Genomic DNA, 16,487 nt, shown 5'->3' on the forward strand with positions numbered 1-16,487 from the left:
CCCCGCGCTCTGCGGTGTAGTTGTGGAAAGATGAAATGAGCAGGTCAGAGGATTTGAAAGCCTTGATTGCGCCGATGCGGGCGGCCATGGCGGATTTCGAAGGCGACCGCGTGCGCGCGGTGCTTGACGCGGTGGTCGCGCCCGACGCCGTGCTGAAACTGTGCCATCCGTTTGGCGAATTGATCGGGCCGGGTGCGCTGTTCGAGCGTTGTTATGCGCCGCTGCTGGCGGCGATGCCCGATCTGGAGCGCCGCGACATGATCGTCATGGCTGGCACCACCCCCGAGGGCCAGGAGTGGGTCGGGACGATGGGCAACTACATGGGCAGCTTCCGTGCGCCTTTTCTCGATATCCCGCCGACCGGCCATCTCGCCCATATGCGCTTTCACGAGTTCTACCGGATTGACGCGGGAAAGATCGTCGAGATGCAGGCGATCTGGGACATCCCGGAACTGATGATGCAAGCGAAAGCATGGCCGATGGCGCCGCAGCTGGGCGCGCTGATCTGCACACCGGGGCCGATGTCAGGCGACGGCCTGAGCGTATCCGGCGACGGTCGGGCGGCGATGGATCACGTCGTGGCCATGTTGACCGACCTCTGTCGGTTTCCCGGAAATCCCGACCCCGACGTCATGCGGCTTGATCACTTCTGGAACCCGCGGATGAATTGGTATGGACCTGCAGGGATCGGCACCGCACGCGGCATCTCGGGGTTCCGCACATGGCATCAGGGGCCCTTCTTGCGCGGCATGCCGGACCGAAAGCTCGACGCGATGGGCGACTTGATGTCCCATTGGGTCGGTGAAGGGCAATACGTCTGCGAAACTGGATGGCCAAACATGCGCTTGACTTTGACGGGCGACGGCTGGATGGGGATCGCGCCGACCGGGACCGAAATTACTCTGCGCAGCCTTGACTTCTGGCGGTTGGAGAATGGCCTGATCCGAGAGAACTGGGTACTTGTGGATATTCTGGACGCGTATCGTCAGGTCGGCATTGATGTGTTTGCGCGACTGAGGGAATTCAACAAGGCGCGGGCTCCCGGCGCGATCCCGGAAGCAGATTGGAGAACAGCATGACCCTGCCCCGCACGCCCTCTTTTCGGCTCGATGGCAAACGCGCGCTGGTGACAGGGGCGTCTTCCGGCATCGGACTGGCGTGCGCGGCTGCGCTTTGCGAGGCGGGCGCGCATGTGGTCGTGGCTGCGCGTCGGGCGGACAAACTGGCACATTTGGTGAATGAGCTGCGGGCTGCGGGTTACAGTGCAGAGGCTCTGGCCCTGGACGTGGCCGACGTGGCCACGACAGAAAAGGCCGTCGCGGCAACGGGCCCCTTCGACATTCTGGTGAACTCGGCCGGGATGGCGCGCCACGGCCCGGCGCTTGAAACGACCGAAACCGATTTCGATGCGGTGAGCACTCTCAACATCAAGGGGGCTTACTTCCTTACCCGCGCCGTGGCCAAGGGGCTGACCGCGGCGGGCAAACCCGGCACGCTGATCAATATATCCAGCCAAATGGCCCATGTGGGCGGGGTCGACCGGGCGGTCTATGCGGCCACCAAGCACGCGGTCGAAGGCTTCACCAAATCCATGGCGATCGAATGGGGGCTCAAGGGCATCCGCGTGAACACGATCTGCCCAACCTTCATCCTCACTCCGCTAACGAAATCGACCTTCGACAACCCCGAACGGGCGGCATGGATTCGGGAAAAAATCAAACTGGGCCGCCCCGGCGAGGTCGAGGACGTCATGGGTGCGGTCGTGTTCCTGGCCTCCGATGCCTCGGCACTGATCACCGGCACGTCCTTGATGGTAGACGGGGGCTGGACGGCAGAATGACAGACGAACCGCACAAAGTGACATCTGTTGACGTGGCGCGTTTGGCGGGGGTCAGCCAATCGGCGGTCAGCCGGGTCTTCACGTCGGGCGCGTCGGCCTCGAAGAAAACCAAGGACAAGGTTCTGAAGGCTGCAACCACACTTGGCTACCGGCCAAATGTATTGGCGCGCGCCATGATCACCGGACGTTCGCGCATCATCGGACTCGTTGTCGCTTACCTGGAAAATCAGTTCTACCCGCTGGCCCTTGAACGGCTGTCGAACGCATTGCAGGCGAAGGGCTATCACATCCTGATCTTCACCGCTCCGAATTCGGCGGAAGATGTCGAAGCCGTAATCCAGGATCTCATGGCCTACCAGATCGATGCGCTCATCGCGGCCTCGGTCTCCATCACCTCGGAATTGGCGGAGCAGGTGCGAAAGGCCGGAATACCGGTTGTGCTTTTCAACCGCGGGCAGGACGGCGTCGGCGTGTCCAGCGTGACCTCGGCAAATCTCGCGGGGGGGCGCAAAGTGGCGCGGTTCCTGCTGGAGGGCGGGCATGAACGTATCGGCCATATTGCCGGTTGGCAGGGCAGTTCCACCGGGCGCGACCGGCAATCGGGCTTCCTTGCGGAAATGAACGCGGCTGGCCGCACGCCCTTTTCTGTCATGGACGGCATGTACAGCCGCGACGAGGCAATGGCCTGCGCCGAAAAAATGCTCGCCGGTCCGGTCATCCCCGACGCGATATTCGTGGGCAATGATCACATGGCCTTCGGTGTGATGGACGTGGTGCGTGCCCACGGTCTGGTGCCCGGGCACAGTATCTCGGTCGTTGGCTATGACGATGTGCCGTTGGCCGAGTGGGGGGGCTACCATCTGACGACGATCCGCCAACCCGTGAACCGGATGGTGGAAAGTACCGTCAACCTGATGCTGCGCATGATCGAGGACGCAGACGCGATGCCCGAACATATCGAAGTCGAGGGCCCCCTCATCGTGCGCAGTTCCGCGCGTATTCCAGAAGGATGGACCAAATGAAGGGTTTTGACCCCAAATTCGCCGATTTCCCCGACTACATCATAGGCATCACCAAGGAGATCTGGGAAGATCGCGGCATCGCCACGCTGCATCACTATTATGCGCACGAAATCGTCGTTCGATCACCTGCCTCGGTCGTGGTCGGCAATCAGGGTGTGATCGGCGCGACCATGGCCACGCTGGCCGAGTTCCCGGACCGCGAATTGCTGGGCGAGGACGTGATCTGGTCAGGCACGCCAGAGACCGGGATGCTGTCGTCGCATCGCATCATCTCGACCGCGACCCATGCGCGCGACGGGATTTATGGCGCGGCGTCGGGCAAGAAGCTGCAGTATCGCATCCTGGCCGATTGCCACGCCAAGGATAACGCTATCGACGATGAATGGCTGATCCGCGACCAGACCGCGATTGTGCGCCAGATCGGCTGGGAGCCCAAGGAGTTTGCCAGAACTCTGATCACGCGCGAGGGCGGGCCGGAGATCTGCGTCAAACCACTGACCCCGGCCAATGACCGGCCCGGCCCCTACACAGGCCATGGCAACGACAGCGAGTGGGGTCAGCGCCATGCCGATTTGCTGACTCGATTGATGGGGGCCGACATGGCCGCAATCGAAGCCGAATACGACCGCGCCGCGACGCTGCATTACCCGGGCGGTGAAACCGGCCATGGCTGGGGGGCCGCTGACCGGTTCTGGATGGGCCTGCGCGCCGCCTTTCCCGACGCCACCTTCACCATTCACCACAAGATCGGCCGCGACGATGCGAACATGCCGCCGCGCTCGGCGATCCGCTGGTCGTTGCATGGCAAGCACAGCGGTTGGGGTGCGTTCGGCGCGCCGACCGGGGCCGATGTCTATGTGCTGGGCATCAGCCATGCCGAATGGGGCGAATTGATTTCCGGGCAGATCAAGTTGCGCCGCGAGTGGACCCTGTTCGATGAAACCGCGGTCTGGAAACAGATCCTCTTGCAAACCGGTGATCTGTGACCCGGCAACCCGAAACCCTTAGGCGGGTTCATGTCCTGTTCCAGGCCCGCCGCGCCGAGCGCCTGAACCCGCACCCGCCGGGCGGGGTTTTCTGAAACCACGCAGTCAGAAAACCACTCTCAAAGGATCAAAGACATGACATCGCAAGACATGGAAAGCCGCATCGTTCGTTACGGTGATCTGAAACCGTGCAAGACCGCTTTCATCGACGCCCATACGCCAGGCAGCGACCAGAAAGAGAATTTCACCATCATCGGCGGCGGTGTTTCCGAAAGCCCCGATCAGCATGTGCATATCAGCATCGAGCACGGCTTCAATATCGGGGCCGCCGGTCAGCCGCCCAAATGCCGAAACTCGCTGCACGATCACCGCACCGCTGAGGTGTTCTTTGTGCTCTCGGGGCGCTGGCGTTTCTTCTGGGGACGCTGGGGCGACGCGGGCGAAGTGGTGCTGGAGCCGGGTGATATCTTCAACATCCCGACCGGCGTGTTCCGGGGCTTCGAGAATATCGGCACCGACTACGCGATGATCATGGCGATTCTCGGCGGTCACGACGCCGGCGGCGGTGTGATGTGGGCCCCGCAGGTGATCGAGGATGCCGCCAATCACGGGCTGATCCTGGGCGAGAACGGCAAGCTGTACGACACCAAGAAACAACAGCGCCTGCCCGAGGGTGTGCAACCGATGCCATTGATGAGCGCCGAGGAACTGGCGAAGCGCCCGGAACCGACCACCGCCCAGGTGCTGCCCAACCACGTCGCCCGCTACTGGGACATGGTCGCGCTGGCCGACAAGAAACCGGTGAACGTGATCGGCGAGCATGGCCTGTTGCGCGATCGCCCCGGTTTCGAGGTCGATTTCATCACCCGCGCCTCATCGTCCGAAGACAAGCACAGCCATGACCGCCCTTCGGTCCTGATGCCGGTCAAGGGACATTGGCGGGTGGACTGGGACGGCGGCAGCGCCACGCTGGCACCCGGTGACACGATGTCCGTGCCCGAAAACCTGGCCCATTCGGCGGTGCCCTCGATGACCGGCGAGGCGGCGCTGTATCACATCATCAGCACCGACGATCCCGCCGGCTTGACCTGGAGAGGATAACGCCCGAATTCGGTTCGCTCCGCCCCTAGGCTCAGGACCCAGCAATCGGCTTGCAGTCGCCCGACGACATTAGTCACGGCCCCGAACTGCCGGGGTGTTCATGCGCAATCTTTTCTGGCTGACCGACGCACAGATAGACCGGCCGTGGCCGGTCTATCCCAGATCCCACGGCCAGCCCCCGGTCGATGACTGGCGCATGATGAGCGGAATAATCTGCATTAATCGCATCGGCTTGCGCTGGTGCGACGCGCCCAGGGAGAATGGCCCACCGAAGACGCTCTACAACCGTTGAAAGCGGTGGAGCGATATGGGGGTCTTTGCCCGGATGATGGAGGGGCTAGCCGAGATGAGGCTTATCCAGCCCAACGCTAAGTGTCGGCTTCGCGGGGTGTAGAACCCGTTTATGCCCGTCAAAAGCCGCCAACTTTGCCCAACGCCATGTTTCCCAAGGCCGTCACCAGATTGGTTGGATCGTGATGGTCATAAGGCGGACTTCGGCTGAAACACTGTCTTGGCCGTCATGCACTGAGATTCGCGCCACCATTTACAAATACGACCTGGCCGGTGATGAATTCCGCCGCCGGGCTGGCGAGAAACTGCATGAGCGCCGTGTAATCTTGTGCCGCCACGGCGCGCCCGGAAGGGTTGGACTTGGCCGAGTGTTCCATCAGTTCTTTCACCCCATCGCCGAACAGATTTCGCACCGCATCCGTTTCAACGATTGACGGCGCGATACAATTGATTCGGACACCCTTTGGCGCGAGTTCCGTGGCCAGATAGCGGACCAGCGCCTCTGCCAAGGCCTTGCCTGCGCCGATTGCGGCATAGTTTTGCACGACGATGCGCCCACCGCGGCTGGTCAGGAAAAAGATCGTCGAACCGCGCTGGAGCATGTCTTGCACTGCCTGTACAAGAAACAGGAGCGAGGTGCCGTTGGTGGTGACAGCCTGCGCGAACCGGGTCGGATCGGCGCTCAGCGTGGGGCTGGCATAGGCATCGAGCGCGCAATGAACCACTTGGTCAAGATGGGGTGCTTTTGCCCGCACCGCGTCGGCGATTGCTGAGCAGCCCGCTACCGTGCCGGCATCTGCCCTGATCAGGTGCGCGCGTGCGCCGGTGGCTGCGACAAGGTCGCGCGCCGTTTCGCCAGCGTTTTCATCGCTATGATAGTTCAGGAAAACGTCGATATCCGGCCCGGCAAACGCCAGCGCCACGGACAGACCAATCCCTTTGGTCCCGCCTGTTACCAAGATCGCCATGATGTCCTCGCCCAAGTTTGTCTGACAAATATGTCGCACGATATTGGAGTTGGCAACCGAAATGCGCTCCGGCCAACAACTTTGTAGCCAAAATCGTATGCTATTATTGTCTTTCAAAAATGTTCATTGATGCTATTCTTGGCCTGAATTTGGCAGAAGAGAGAAAGTCATATGGCGCAAGACACATGGCCAGTATGGCGCGAGGACGATGTGTTGCCGCTGATGTCCCGCCCGTTGGGGATATTGACAGCGCTCCTTGATACTCCGGCGCAGATGCTGGGAGAGACGCCACTTGGAAATCGCAAGTGTGTGCGTGTGCGGGGCGGGAGTCTGATCGGGCCACGGATTCGAGCGGCGGTCTTGCCGGGTGGGGGCGACTGGGCGCTGACCCGGGCTGACGGGGTGCTGATGTTGGACGTTCGCCTGACCTTGCAGACCGATGATGGGGCGTTGATCTTGATGACTTACACTGGCCAGCGCCATGCGCCACCCGCGATTGCGGAAATGCTGGCGCGCGGCGAGGCGGTTGCCCCGGATGCGATGTATTTTCGGACGGCCCCTGCGTTCGAGACAGCTGATCCGCGCTATTCATGGCTGAACCGGGTGCTTGCCATCGGTGTGGGCGAGCGTCTGGAAACCGGGCCGCGTTACCACATTCATGAGATTATTTGAGAGATCAGATGCCATTCGTGGCAATAACGTGCAAGAGGGCTTGACGGACCGAGAGGGCGATGGTTCTGCGGGCAGCAATTGAACGCCCAGTGGCCAACCGGGACAGAGTGTGCGGGTGATGATGATGAAAAATGGCACGGACGACAGCCTGAGCGAACGGAACGAGCTTCAGAGCCGGCAAAAAAGGTCATCGCCCGATGTTGTGGTCGATGCAATCCTGTCAGGCATCCGGTCAGGACGCTTGGTGCCTGGGCAGCGGCTCGTCGAGGCCGACCTCACGCATTCCTTGCAAGTCAGCCGTGGCCCCATACGCGAGGCGCTGAAGCGGCTGGCGGCCGAAGGCATTGTGACGTTGAGCCAAAATCGTGGCGCCTATGTCCGCTCTCTGACCCGCAAGGACGTGTCCGATCTGCTGAAGGTCCTTGAGGTGGTCACCGGCCTGGTAGCCCGACTTGCGGTCGACACAATAGCAAAACACGAGGGGTTGAGGGCCGCATTTCAGGACGCATCGGAAGCGCTCTTGCCGTTCGAGGCGTTGGGTGACAACCATGCCTTCATGCAGGCGCGGCGTGAATTTTGGGATGTGCTGATCACGGCATGTGACAATGTAGAGCTGGCGCGGATCATGCCGCTTATGCAGATCCACTTGCTGCGATTGCAGTTTCAGACGCATGTGACGGCTGCGGACAGGCGAAAGCAGTTCCAGGAATACCGCGCCATGATCGGAGCGGTCCTGGATGGCAATGCACTGCGCGCTGAACGGGTCACGCGAATCCATATCCGGCGCACGCGTATCTCGATCTCGCGTCTCCCCTCCGAGGCCTTCTCGGTGGGGGAACGTGGGCGCGACTGAGACACCAATCAGCATTTGGGCCATCGGCGCAGCGTGTGCGGTCCAGACGACATGCCGGGATGGCGATGGCGTGACGTTAGTGGCTTACGCGCTCACCTCTTGACCGATCAGGATGACGGGCGGCGCCGAGGTGAAATTGGGAATATCGACCTGGGTTTCGGGCCCATGCGCAGCCAAGGCCGCATCGGTTGTGGCGCGGTCGTCAAAACGCAACTCGGCGATCAGTTGAAAAGGCGTGTCGCCCTCGGGGCACCAGTAGCTTAAACTGCGCATGCCGGCGGGGGCCAGAAGGCGGCGGACCAGCGGCAAATGGTGGTCGCGGTAGTAGTCCATGTCAAAGTCATGGCCCGATGGGTAAAGCACGCTGACGACAATCATATCAGATCCTCTCGAGAAGGGTGGCATTGGCCATTCCGCCGCTTTCACACATGGTTTGCACTCCGTATCGACCACCAGTTTCCTCGAGCGTGCGCAGCAGGTTTGCCGTCAGGCGCACCCCGGATGCGCCAACCGGGTGCCCCAAGGCGATAGCCCCACCCAAAGTGTTGACGCGGTTCAGGTCGGCACCGGTTTCTGCTGCCCATGCCAGAACAACCGAGGCGAAGGCCTCGTTCACCTCGAAGGCGTCGATCTGGTCGATGGTCAATCCGGTGCGCGCCAGCAGTTTGCGGGTGGCCGGAATCGGCCCGGTCAGCATCATCACTGGATCGTCACCGACCACGGCAAAGCCGGTGATTGCCGCGCGCGGGATCAGGCCAAGGCGGCGTGCGGTCTGCTCTTCGGCAATCAGGATCGCCCCGGCACCATCTGTTACCGGGCTGGCGTTGCCAGCGGTGATCTGCCAGTCGATCTGCGGAAACCGCACCGCCATCGCCTCATCATGGTAGGCGGCGCGCAGGCTGGCGAGTTTCTCCAGCGACGTGTCAGGGCGAATGCCTTCGTCCTGGGTCACGTCGCCGATGGCTGTGATATCATCGGCCACGCGCGGACGGGCGGCCTGTGCCAACTGATGCGAGCGCAGGGCATAGCTGTCGAGGTCGCCGCGCGTCAGGCCCCATTTAGCGGCGATGAGTTCGGCAGAGATCCCCTGTCCGACCAGCCCGTCAGGGTATCGGGCGTGAAGCATCGGCCCCAGGTTGTCGCGGCCCATCCGGTTGGATTTCATGGGGATCCGGGACATCATCTCGACCCCGCCGGCGATAACCAAGTCATAGGCTCCGGCAATGACACCCTGCGCCGCGAAATCCATCGCCTGCTGGGCCGATCCGCATTTGCGATCCAGCGATATCGCCGGGACAGTATCGGGGAAGCCTGCCGCCAACACGGCCTGCCGCCCGATATTGGCCGCCTGTTCGCCGACCTGAATCACGCATCCGGTGATCACGTCCTCGATCAGCACCGGGTCGATCCCGGTGCGTTGAATCAGTGCCTGCAACACCCGCGCATACAGATCGACCGGATGCAGGTGGGACAGCGCACCGCCCGCCTTGCCCCGCGCAAAGGGCGAGCGCACGATGTCGACAATCACGGCGCGACGGCGTGTCATGCTGTGTCGTGCCGCCGCAGCGTGAGGGACATCGCCTGCGACTTGACCTGCATCAGGGGAAGGTTCGCGACCGCGAGGAGCTTGCGCACCTGATCCAGTTCTGGCGAGGACAGCAACGGATAGCTGGTCTTGACCGGACCTGCGGCGCGCATCTTGTCCAAGGCCGGACCGGGGACCAGCGCCCGCAGGATCAATTCGTCATCATCCGTAGTGCCGAATTGTTTGCGCAGATCTTCGGCACTCGGCTGTTCGGGCGGTGCGGCCAGAACCTCTTTTGCGCGCGAGGATGTCATGATGCGATCCATGACATCAGGCTCGATCGGGGCGACAGTCTGGCCGTAGTAACCGGCTGCGTATTGGATCACCTCATCCGGAATGACCGAATAGCGTTTGCCGGTGACGACGTTCAGCACCGCCAGCGTGCCGACCAGCTGACTGAATGGCGTGGCCATGCCGGGATAGCCCAGTTCGCGGCGCACGGTGGCGGTTTCCTCCAAGACTTCCTCGATCCGGTCGGACATGCCGTGCTGGACCAGTTGCGCCTTGAGCGTCCCTGTCATCCCGCCCGGTATCTGGTGGCGGATCGACAGCACGTCATATTCGGCGGACTGATTGATCAGGAACCCGGCGGCCTTGCCCACGGCCTCGAAATGGTCCGCGACCGGTTTGAACAGGGTCTTGTTCAAGCTGTGGGTATGGCCCAGCAGTTCCAGATTGCGCACGACGCTTTCGGTGGACGGCACCGAGGGACCATTGGCCATCGGGCGGCTGGCCGTGTGCAGGATCGTCACGCCCAGATCGACGGCATCGAGATACGCCTTGCCTGATTGGCCCAGCAGGTTGTTTGCGTGGAACTCCAACGGCTTGACGCCGATACGGGCTTTGATCGCGGGGATCAGTGTCGACATGCGCTCCTTTTCCAGAACACCGGCGGTGTCATAGAGCAGGATCGTGTCGATATCGGGCGAGGCGGCAAGCTCGCCTGCTTTTTGGGCGAAGAATTCATCCGTGTGGACGGGAGACAGCGCGAACATGACCGCACCCGAGACCTCGGAGCCGTATTCCTTGGCCACTTTGGCCAGACGGTGCATCTTGTCGATGTTGAACAGCACATCGTAGATCCAGAACGACCGAATCCCATGTTCGTTCAACCGGCGCATCCAGATATCCATCAGCGCATCGGGGGTGACGCCAAACGTCACCGAGGCATTGGACCGCATGCCGCCGCGCAGCCGGGTGCGCGGCATGGAATTGACCAGCAGATCCAGCCCCTCCCACGGGTCTTCCTGGCAGTATTTGATCATCACTTCCATGAGCGATGATCCGGCCAAATCTATGACGCGAAAGCCGGTCCGGTCGATCAGCGGCGACACGGGCAGCGCCATGCCAGCCTGCATCCGCATACCCCACAGACTTTGCTGTCCGTCGCGCATCGTTTCATCGAGAAATTCGACATGGGCCATTGGCGTTACTCCTGTGAGGCGGCGGGCAGGTAGGCAGGCAGAGCCTTGTCCTCCAACCAGCGGGTCGAGAATTGGTTTGACCGGAAATCCGGATGGCCGATGATGTGGGCGGCCAAGGGAAGGGTGGTTTTCGGGCCGGTGATGCGAAAATCGCGGATGGCGCGCAGCATGGATTCGATGGCGTCATCACGGGTGGCGGCATGCACGATCAGCTTGCCAACCATGCTGTCGTAGAACGGTGGGATCAGATCGCCCGCGCGCATATGGCTGTCGATACGAATGCCAGCGCCCTGAGGCGGGTCCCATTGCGTGACGCGTCCGGGCGAGGGCGTGAAGTTGTTCAGCGGATCTTCCGCGTTGATCCGCACCTCGATGGCATGCCCGTTGAAGGTCACATCTTGCTGCGTGACGCCAATCCCCTGACCCGCCGCGACCGAGAGTTGCCGCGCGATCAGATCCTGCCCGGTGATTTCCTCGGACACTGGATGTTCGACCTGAATGCGCGAATTCACCTCGATGAAATAGAAATCCTGCCGGGCAATGTCATACAGGAATTCAACAGTGCCGGCGCTGCGGTAGTTGGCAAAGGATGTCAGGCGCACCGCCGCGTCGTGCAGTTTTTCGCGCAGCGCGGGCGGCATGGCCGTCACCTGGGCCTCTTCGATCAGTTTCTGATAGCGGCGCTGCACCGAGCAGTCCCGGTCGCCAAAATGGACAACCTGACCCTTGCCGTCGCCCACAATCTGCACCTCGACGTGGCGCGCCTGTTCGACAAAGCGTTCCATATAGAGCGTGCCGTCGCCGAACGCGGTCAGTGCCTCGCGGCTGGCGCGGTCGTAATTGCCGGCCAGATCAGCGGGGGTGCGCGCCAAGAACATCCCTTTGCCACCGCCGCCTGCGCTGGCCTTCATGACCACCGGATAGCCGATTTCATCGCCCGCGCGCTGCGCATCGCGCACACTTTCAATATGATCCGTGCCGGGCACTGTCGGCACACCTGCGGCGCGGGCAATGGCGCGCGCTGACAGCTTGTCGCCCAGCGTTTCGATGGTCTCGGGCCGAGGGCCGACGAAGATGATCCCCTCGTCATCGCATTTGCGCGAGAGTTCAGGCTTTTCCGACAAGAAACCATAGCCGGGGTGCAGGGCATCGCAGCCCGTGCTTTTCGCAGCGTGAAGCACCAGGTTCACGTCGAGATAGCTTTTGGCGGCCTGGGCCGGGCCCAGAACCACGGCGCGGTCGGCGAATTGTGCGGGCAGCGAGTCGCGGTCGGCGGCGAAACACCCAGCACGGTCTCGACCCCCAGTCGCCGGGCCGTGCGCAGGATTCGCAAGGCGATCTCGCCCCGGTTTGCAACGAAAAGGCGGTTCACTGTCATGGCTCAGACCGGCTCGATCCAGAGGATTTGATCCCCATATTCAACCATTTGCCCATCCTCGGGCGCGATCTCGCGGACGATGCCGCTGACGCCCGCACGAACCGTGGTGAACAGCTTCATCACCTCGATCAGGCACACCTCGGTCTCTGGGGTGACGCTGGCACCCACCGTGACATACGGCGCCGCCTCGGGGCTGGGTGCGCGGTAGAATGTCCCGAGATTTGGGGCGGTGAGGGCGATCCAATGCGCTGGCCGGGCGGCGGCAGTTGTTGCGGCGGCGGGGGCCGTTGCCGGTGCTGCCTGCGCGGCGGGTGCCACGCTTTGCGGGGCTGAAGGATGTGTGGGTTGGGCCGACCCTTGACGGGCGCGGCTGTCGTTGGACAGGAAGATTTCTTCGCCATCAATCTCCACATGCATTTCGTCCCAGCTGGAATGGCTGAACAGGGTCACGAGGGCTTCAATATCGGATTGCTTGAGTGTCATGTCGTCCTCTTGGGATTAGCTACTGGCTGAAACGGCGGTTTCTTCGCGTCCAAGCGCAGGCTTGCCCGCGCGGGCTGCAGAGAGCAGCAACGGCAGGACCGGACTGCCGATGATGGTTGTCACGCCGGCTTTTATCGCTGCGGCCATGCCCGCATCCGTGGTCAACGCGCCGCCTGTGGCGGCCTTTGCGCCAGACAGCAAACGCGCAAGGTTTGCCGCGTCCTCGCCGCCGGTAACGACATTGAGATCGACCACAGGCACTCCGGGATCAGAGCCAGCCGGGAGAACTCGCAGCGGCGCGCGCGCTTCGGCGATAGCGCGCAGGGTCGTCAGGCGATGGTCATCCTCTTCGGGCGGGGCAACAGCGTGCAGCGCCCCCGCATAGACCCGGCCGGTTTGGCCGTCGACCGTGACGATCTGCCCCGCAAGGCCGGTCAGTGTACCGTCACCGCAGCCGGTCACGCAGGACACCCCCAGCGCGCGGCTGACCACGGCGGCATGGCTGGTGGACCCGCCATGTTCGGTGATCACGGCCTGGGCCACGATCATGCCATGCAGATCCTCAGGAGACGTCGTGGCGCGCGCCAGAATGACGGGTTGACCTGTTGCGGCGATGCGCTCTGCCTCGTCTGTGTCGGTCACCACCAGACCGATGCCAATGCCGGGGCAGGCGGCCTCGCCCTGCGCCAGCAGCGTCGCGGCTTCCGCTTCGCCTTCGGCCAGACGCGGGGCAAGCAGGCTGCGCACCTGATCAGGTGTCACGCGGTCAAGCGCCGTCGCGGCATCAATCATGCCTTCGTCAAGCATGTCCACGGCAAAGCAGACCGCCGCCGCCGGCGCGCGTTTCGCGGCGCGGGCCTGCAGCAAATAGAGTTTGCCGTTCTGTATGGTGAATTCGATATCCTGCACATCCCCGCAAGACCGTTCCAGCGTTTCCGCGGCGTGGAGGAGTTCATCATGCGCCTGTGGGACGGTTTCGCGCATGGCATCGAGCGTGCGCGGCGTGAATTTGCCTGAGACAACATCCTCGCCCTGCGCGCGCGCCAGATACTCGCCATAGGGAACCCGCTCGCCGGTTATCGGGTTGCGGCTGAACATGACCCCGGTGCCCGAGGTGTCCGAGAGATTGCCAAAAACCATCGCTTGCACGGTCACCGCGGTGCCAAGATCATCCGGAATCCCGTGATGCTGGCGATAGCGCTTTGCGCGGCGCGAATTCCAGCTTTCGAACACGGCGCGGACCGCGGCATGCAGGCGGACTGTCGGATCGGCGGGAACCTCAAGACCCGCCGCTAACAGGGTGGCATCCCAATCGGCAGAGGTGGCGGAGGTGTCGAATCCGTCGATGTCAGACCGCATCACGATATGCGCGTAAAGGTCATAGAACCGCCGGTGCGTGTCATGGGCAAAGGCCTGATCACCGGATTCGGCGGCCAACGCATCGGCGGTCTGTGTGGTGATCCCCATGTTCAGGATCGTATCCATCATGCCGGGCATCGACACCGGAGCCCCCGAGCGCACCGACACCAACAAAGGCGCGGACCCGTGACCATAGGTTCTGCCGGTCTGCTGTTCCAGCCAGACGATTCCGTCGGCAATCTCCTGTTCCAGACCCGCCGGAAACCCCTCGGCTTGATAGGCCGAGCAAGCGCGTGTCGTGATGACGAAAGCGGGCGGAACGGGCAGACCCAAGTCCACCATGCGGGCAATCGACCAAGCTTTGCCACCGATCAGCGCGCGGTCTGGAAGCGGGCCTTCACCCAGACGTAGGGTCCAGTCTGACATCATTCTATCCTTTTGCGATTCAGGACGCGAATAAGATCCTCGTGCAGTTCGAACCAGACGGTGTGGTAGGACATGCATTTGGCATCCGAGACCCAGGCGGTGTCGCCATCCTCGGCCCGTTCCAGCGCGGCGGTCAGTAGCGTCTTGTAAACGGCCAGGCGCGGCAGCCCTGCCGTGAAACGGTCCAGAATGGGTTCGGCGCGATCATGCAGTCGGCCCAGCTTGTCGATGATCTTGTCATCGTACTCGCGGTCTGAGTGGTCATTGGGCACCGATGTGCCGCCGACCGTCAAAGTCTGCCAATCGGTGATCAACTGTTTCAGCTGTTCGTTGATCTTTTCGAAATCATCATAGGCGGCCTGCAGCGCGGGGTCGGCGCGCTGGGTGGCAAAATCGCGCGAATAGCCGGTGCGCAGCGCGATCTGAGCGGCGGGCTGCAACATGAATTTCTCGCCCGCCTTTGCCGCCCGGTTGGCGGTGACGGCGGCCTCCAGCGCGGCCTGTGCGACGTCTTCGGTCAGCCCGGTGATCTGGGCGACCTCGGCCGCTGATCCATGCTTCTTGATGGCGAGCCCGTGCAAGGCGAGTGTTGTCTCTTTCATGCGATGTCCTTTTCGGTCAGCCGCGCCATGATCCGGTCGCGGACGGTGCGGCGCAGGATCTTGTTCGCGCCGCTTTTTGGCAATTCTGGCCATTGTTCGATGGCCTTGGGGCATTTGTGTCCGGCAAGATGCGCGCGCGCATGCTCCATCAGGGCCGCGCAATCCAGATCTGCGTGACCGGCGACGACGGCCTGCACCCTGTCGCCCCATTTCTCATCAGGCACGCCAATGACCGCCGCTTCGACCACGCCGGGGAAGGCCAGCAGAACATCCTCGATCTCGCGCGGGTAGACGTTATAGCCGCCCGAGATCAGCATGTCGTTCTTGCGGTCCAGGATGTAGAAGAACCCATCGGCATCCATCCGGCCCACGTCGCCCGTGTGCAGCCAGCCGTTGCGGAAGGCTTCGGCCGTCGCCTCGGGGCGGTTCCAGTAATAGGCCATGGTTTGCGGACCGCGACAGCAGATTTCGCCCGTCGCGCCGACCGGCACCTCTTTGTCGTCATCGCCCAGAACCGCGACCTCGACGATGGTGAAGGGTCGACCACAGGATCCGATCCGGTCGTGATCTTCGGGGCGCAGGCAGGTGATGACCATCGGGCTTTCGGCCTGACCATAGGATTGTGCAAAGACGCGGCCAAACCGCGCCTCGGCGCGCCGCAGGATGGATTTCAGCAATGGGTGAGGCCCCATAGGCAATCGTGTCGAAATGCAGATCAGCATCCGGCAGCGTCGGATCCTCCAGCAGCATGGCAAGCATGGTCGGCACCAGAAAGGTCATCGTGGCGCGTTCTGATTGCGCCAGCGCGATGAATTCGGCGGTGTCGAATTTCGTCATGACCAGTGACCGCGCGCCACGCGTCAACGCGGGCAGAAAGAACGCGCCAGAGGCATGCGCGATGGGGGCTGCATGCAGAAATGTGTCGCCGCGTTTGATGCCGGGCACAAGGTCGGTCAGAAAGGCAGACAGCTCTGCCAATTCCCCGCGCGTGGTCAGCGTGACCGCTTTGGGTTTGCCCGTGGTGCCGCCGGTATACCCCAGCCGATAGGGCGCATCGAGCGCACGGTCTTGAACGCATGGCGCGCAATCGCCTGTTGCAATCATGGTGCAGATATCGTCCCAGCCGATCTGGATATCGGGGCACAGACCATCCTGACCCTTGTGCAGGACCGCCCGCGATTCACTGTCGGTCAGTTTGTAGTTGTGTTCCACCAAGGTTTCGCGGGTATTCATGCCGACCCGGACCAATCCGGCCTTGGCCAAAGCATAATAGGCGATGATGCATTCGATCGAATTGGGCAGGAGCACGCCAACCCGGTCACCAGGCACCAGCCCAAGCGCCAACAGGGCGTTGCCCAAGCGGTTGGTTGCGGCGTCGAACTCGGCATACGTCAGAGTGCGCGTGCCTTCGGTCAGGCAGGGCAAGGGGCCATGATGAATAGCCGCACGACGAATTAGTGCTCCAATTTGCATCGGATCATTCCTGTTGTGCTGTTG

16 protein-coding genes and 3 pseudogenes are annotated in these 16,487 nt (G+C 62.3%); 8 read left to right on the top strand and 11 right to left on the bottom strand.

Features of this window, described 5'->3' with window-relative positions:
- Positions 1-35 precede the first annotated feature (35 nt).
- From VDQ28_RS08860 to VDQ28_RS08885, 6 genes and pseudogenes are all read left to right on the top strand, one after another.
- On the top strand, positions 36-1,079 hold the full coding sequence (locus VDQ28_RS08860; protein ID WP_323035600.1) for an ester cyclase: 1,044 nt from the start codon (positions 36-38) through the stop codon (positions 1,077-1,079).
- Positions 1,076-1,840, top strand: coding sequence for an SDR family NAD(P)-dependent oxidoreductase (locus VDQ28_RS08865; RefSeq protein WP_323035601.1), 765 nt, complete (start codon positions 1,076-1,078; stop codon positions 1,838-1,840). Before VDQ28_RS08860 ends, VDQ28_RS08865 begins: the two co-directional genes overlap by 4 nt.
- Positions 1,837-2,862, top strand: a complete 1,026-nt coding sequence (locus VDQ28_RS08870; RefSeq protein WP_323035602.1) for a LacI family DNA-binding transcriptional regulator — start codon at positions 1,837-1,839, stop codon at positions 2,860-2,862. Before VDQ28_RS08865 ends, VDQ28_RS08870 begins: the two co-directional genes overlap by 4 nt.
- Positions 2,859-3,848 carry an ester cyclase gene (locus VDQ28_RS08875; protein ID WP_323035603.1) on the top strand — a complete coding sequence of 330 codons (990 nt, stop codon included), beginning with the start codon at positions 2,859-2,861 and terminating at the stop codon, positions 3,846-3,848. The genes VDQ28_RS08870 and VDQ28_RS08875 overlap by 4 nt, the downstream gene beginning before the upstream one ends.
- Before the next feature lie 135 nt (positions 3,849-3,983).
- Positions 3,984-4,949: a cupin domain-containing protein gene (locus tag VDQ28_RS08880; RefSeq protein ID WP_323035604.1), complete on the top strand. Its 966-nt coding sequence runs from the start codon at positions 3,984-3,986 to the stop codon at positions 4,947-4,949.
- A gap of 100 nt (positions 4,950-5,049) precedes the next feature.
- Positions 5,050-5,238: pseudogene (locus VDQ28_RS08885) on the top strand (transposase); the annotation flags it as partial.
- Between the two features lie 229 nt (positions 5,239-5,467).
- On the opposite strand, the gene VDQ28_RS08890 reads toward VDQ28_RS08885, so the two are convergent.
- Positions 5,468-6,208, bottom strand: coding sequence for an SDR family oxidoreductase (locus VDQ28_RS08890; protein ID WP_323035605.1), 741 nt, complete (start codon positions 6,206-6,208; stop codon positions 5,468-5,470).
- 171 nt (positions 6,209-6,379) lie between these two features.
- Here VDQ28_RS08890 and VDQ28_RS08895 point away from each other — a divergent pair, with 171 nt between their 5' ends.
- Entirely contained in the window at positions 6,380-6,880 is a 501-nt protein-coding gene (locus VDQ28_RS08895) for a DUF3237 domain-containing protein (protein WP_323035606.1), read from the top strand.
- Positions 6,881-6,998: 118 nt separating this feature from the next.
- Positions 6,999-7,733: a GntR family transcriptional regulator gene (locus VDQ28_RS08900; RefSeq protein WP_323035607.1), complete on the top strand. Its 735-nt coding sequence runs from the start codon at positions 6,999-7,001 to the stop codon at positions 7,731-7,733.
- Between the two features lie 84 nt (positions 7,734-7,817).
- Here the strand turns inward: VDQ28_RS08900 and VDQ28_RS08905 are convergent, their stop codons facing one another.
- The 10 genes and pseudogenes from VDQ28_RS08905 to VDQ28_RS08950 form a co-directional block, all read right to left on the bottom strand.
- The gene (locus tag VDQ28_RS08905) at positions 7,818-8,111 is read right to left on the bottom strand and encodes an EthD family reductase (RefSeq protein WP_323035608.1); all 294 of its coding nucleotides are present in this window, start codon (positions 8,109-8,111) and stop codon (positions 7,818-7,820) included.
- Between the two features lies 1 nt (position 8,112).
- The gene (locus VDQ28_RS08910; RefSeq protein ID WP_323035609.1) at positions 8,113-9,279 is read right to left on the bottom strand and encodes a thiolase family protein; all 1,167 of its coding nucleotides are present in this window, start codon (positions 9,277-9,279) and stop codon (positions 8,113-8,115) included.
- Positions 9,276-10,742 carry a hypothetical protein gene (locus VDQ28_RS08915; protein WP_323035610.1) on the bottom strand — a complete coding sequence of 489 codons (1,467 nt, stop codon included), beginning with the start codon at positions 10,740-10,742 and terminating at the stop codon, positions 9,276-9,278. The genes VDQ28_RS08910 and VDQ28_RS08915 overlap by 4 nt, the downstream gene beginning before the upstream one ends.
- Positions 10,743-10,747: 5 nt before the next feature.
- Positions 10,748-11,737 (bottom strand): ATP-grasp domain-containing protein, encoded by a 990-nt coding sequence (locus VDQ28_RS08920; RefSeq protein WP_416349421.1) that lies wholly within the window; start codon positions 11,735-11,737, stop codon positions 10,748-10,750.
- A 111-nt stretch (positions 11,738-11,848) separates the two neighbouring features.
- Positions 11,849-12,120 (bottom strand): annotated as a pseudogene (locus VDQ28_RS08925) (biotin carboxylase N-terminal domain-containing protein); the annotation flags it as partial.
- Positions 12,121-12,123: 3 nt separating this feature from the next.
- Positions 12,124-12,603, bottom strand: coding sequence for an acetyl-CoA carboxylase biotin carboxyl carrier protein (accB, locus tag VDQ28_RS08930; protein ID WP_323035613.1), 480 nt, complete (start codon positions 12,601-12,603; stop codon positions 12,124-12,126).
- A 15-nt stretch (positions 12,604-12,618) separates the two neighbouring features.
- The gene (locus VDQ28_RS08935; RefSeq protein ID WP_323035614.1) at positions 12,619-14,388 is read right to left on the bottom strand and encodes a pyruvate, phosphate dikinase; all 1,770 of its coding nucleotides are present in this window, start codon (positions 14,386-14,388) and stop codon (positions 12,619-12,621) included.
- A complete protein-coding gene (locus tag VDQ28_RS08940; protein WP_323035615.1) occupies positions 14,388-14,990 on the bottom strand; it encodes a hypothetical protein in 603 nt (200 codons plus the stop codon). Before VDQ28_RS08940 ends, VDQ28_RS08935 begins: the two co-directional genes overlap by 1 nt.
- Positions 14,987-15,712, bottom strand: coding sequence for an AMP-binding protein (locus tag VDQ28_RS08945; RefSeq protein ID WP_323035616.1), 726 nt, complete (start codon positions 15,710-15,712; stop codon positions 14,987-14,989). The genes VDQ28_RS08940 and VDQ28_RS08945 overlap by 4 nt, the downstream gene beginning before the upstream one ends.
- Positions 15,678-16,463, bottom strand: a pseudogene (locus VDQ28_RS08950) (class I adenylate-forming enzyme family protein); the annotation flags it as partial. The gene VDQ28_RS08945 and the pseudogene VDQ28_RS08950, both read right to left, overlap by 35 nt.
- Positions 16,464-16,487 lie beyond the last annotated feature (24 nt).

This window comes from Pararhodobacter sp. (assembly GCF_034676545.1).
Lineage (GTDB): Bacteria > Pseudomonadota > Alphaproteobacteria > Rhodobacterales > Rhodobacteraceae > Pararhodobacter.

Coding starts and splice junctions, on each gene's coding strand:
- VDQ28_RS08910 (WP_323035609.1), bottom strand. CDS start 9,279: ATGACACGCCGTCGCGCCGTGATTGTCGACATCGTGCGCTCGCCCTTT.
- VDQ28_RS08935 (WP_323035614.1), bottom strand. CDS start 14,388: ATGTCAGACTGGACCCTACGTCTGGGTGAAGGCCCGCTTCCAGACCGC.
- VDQ28_RS08900 (WP_323035607.1), top strand. CDS start 6,999: ATGATGATGAAAAATGGCACGGACGACAGCCTGAGCGAACGGAACGAG.
- VDQ28_RS08865 (WP_323035601.1), top strand. CDS start 1,076: ATGACCCTGCCCCGCACGCCCTCTTTTCGGCTCGATGGCAAACGCGCG.
- VDQ28_RS08860 (WP_323035600.1), top strand. CDS start 36: ATGAGCAGGTCAGAGGATTTGAAAGCCTTGATTGCGCCGATGCGGGCG.
- VDQ28_RS08940 (WP_323035615.1), bottom strand. CDS start 14,990: ATGAAAGAGACAACACTCGCCTTGCACGGGCTCGCCATCAAGAAGCAT.
- VDQ28_RS08945 (WP_323035616.1), bottom strand. CDS start 15,712: ATGCTGATCTGCATTTCGACACGATTGCCTATGGGGCCTCACCCATTG.
- accB (WP_323035613.1), bottom strand. CDS start 12,603: ATGACACTCAAGCAATCCGATATTGAAGCCCTCGTGACCCTGTTCAGC.
- VDQ28_RS08870 (WP_323035602.1), top strand. CDS start 1,837: ATGACAGACGAACCGCACAAAGTGACATCTGTTGACGTGGCGCGTTTG.
- VDQ28_RS08880 (WP_323035604.1), top strand. CDS start 3,984: ATGACATCGCAAGACATGGAAAGCCGCATCGTTCGTTACGGTGATCTG.
- VDQ28_RS08915 (WP_323035610.1), bottom strand. CDS start 10,742: ATGGCCCATGTCGAATTTCTCGATGAAACGATGCGCGACGGACAGCAA.
- VDQ28_RS08890 (WP_323035605.1), bottom strand. CDS start 6,208: ATGGCGATCTTGGTAACAGGCGGGACCAAAGGGATTGGTCTGTCCGTG.
- VDQ28_RS08895 (WP_323035606.1), top strand. CDS start 6,380: ATGGCGCAAGACACATGGCCAGTATGGCGCGAGGACGATGTGTTGCCG.
- VDQ28_RS08875 (WP_323035603.1), top strand. CDS start 2,859: ATGAAGGGTTTTGACCCCAAATTCGCCGATTTCCCCGACTACATCATA.
- VDQ28_RS08905 (WP_323035608.1), bottom strand. CDS start 8,111: ATGATTGTCGTCAGCGTGCTTTACCCATCGGGCCATGACTTTGACATG.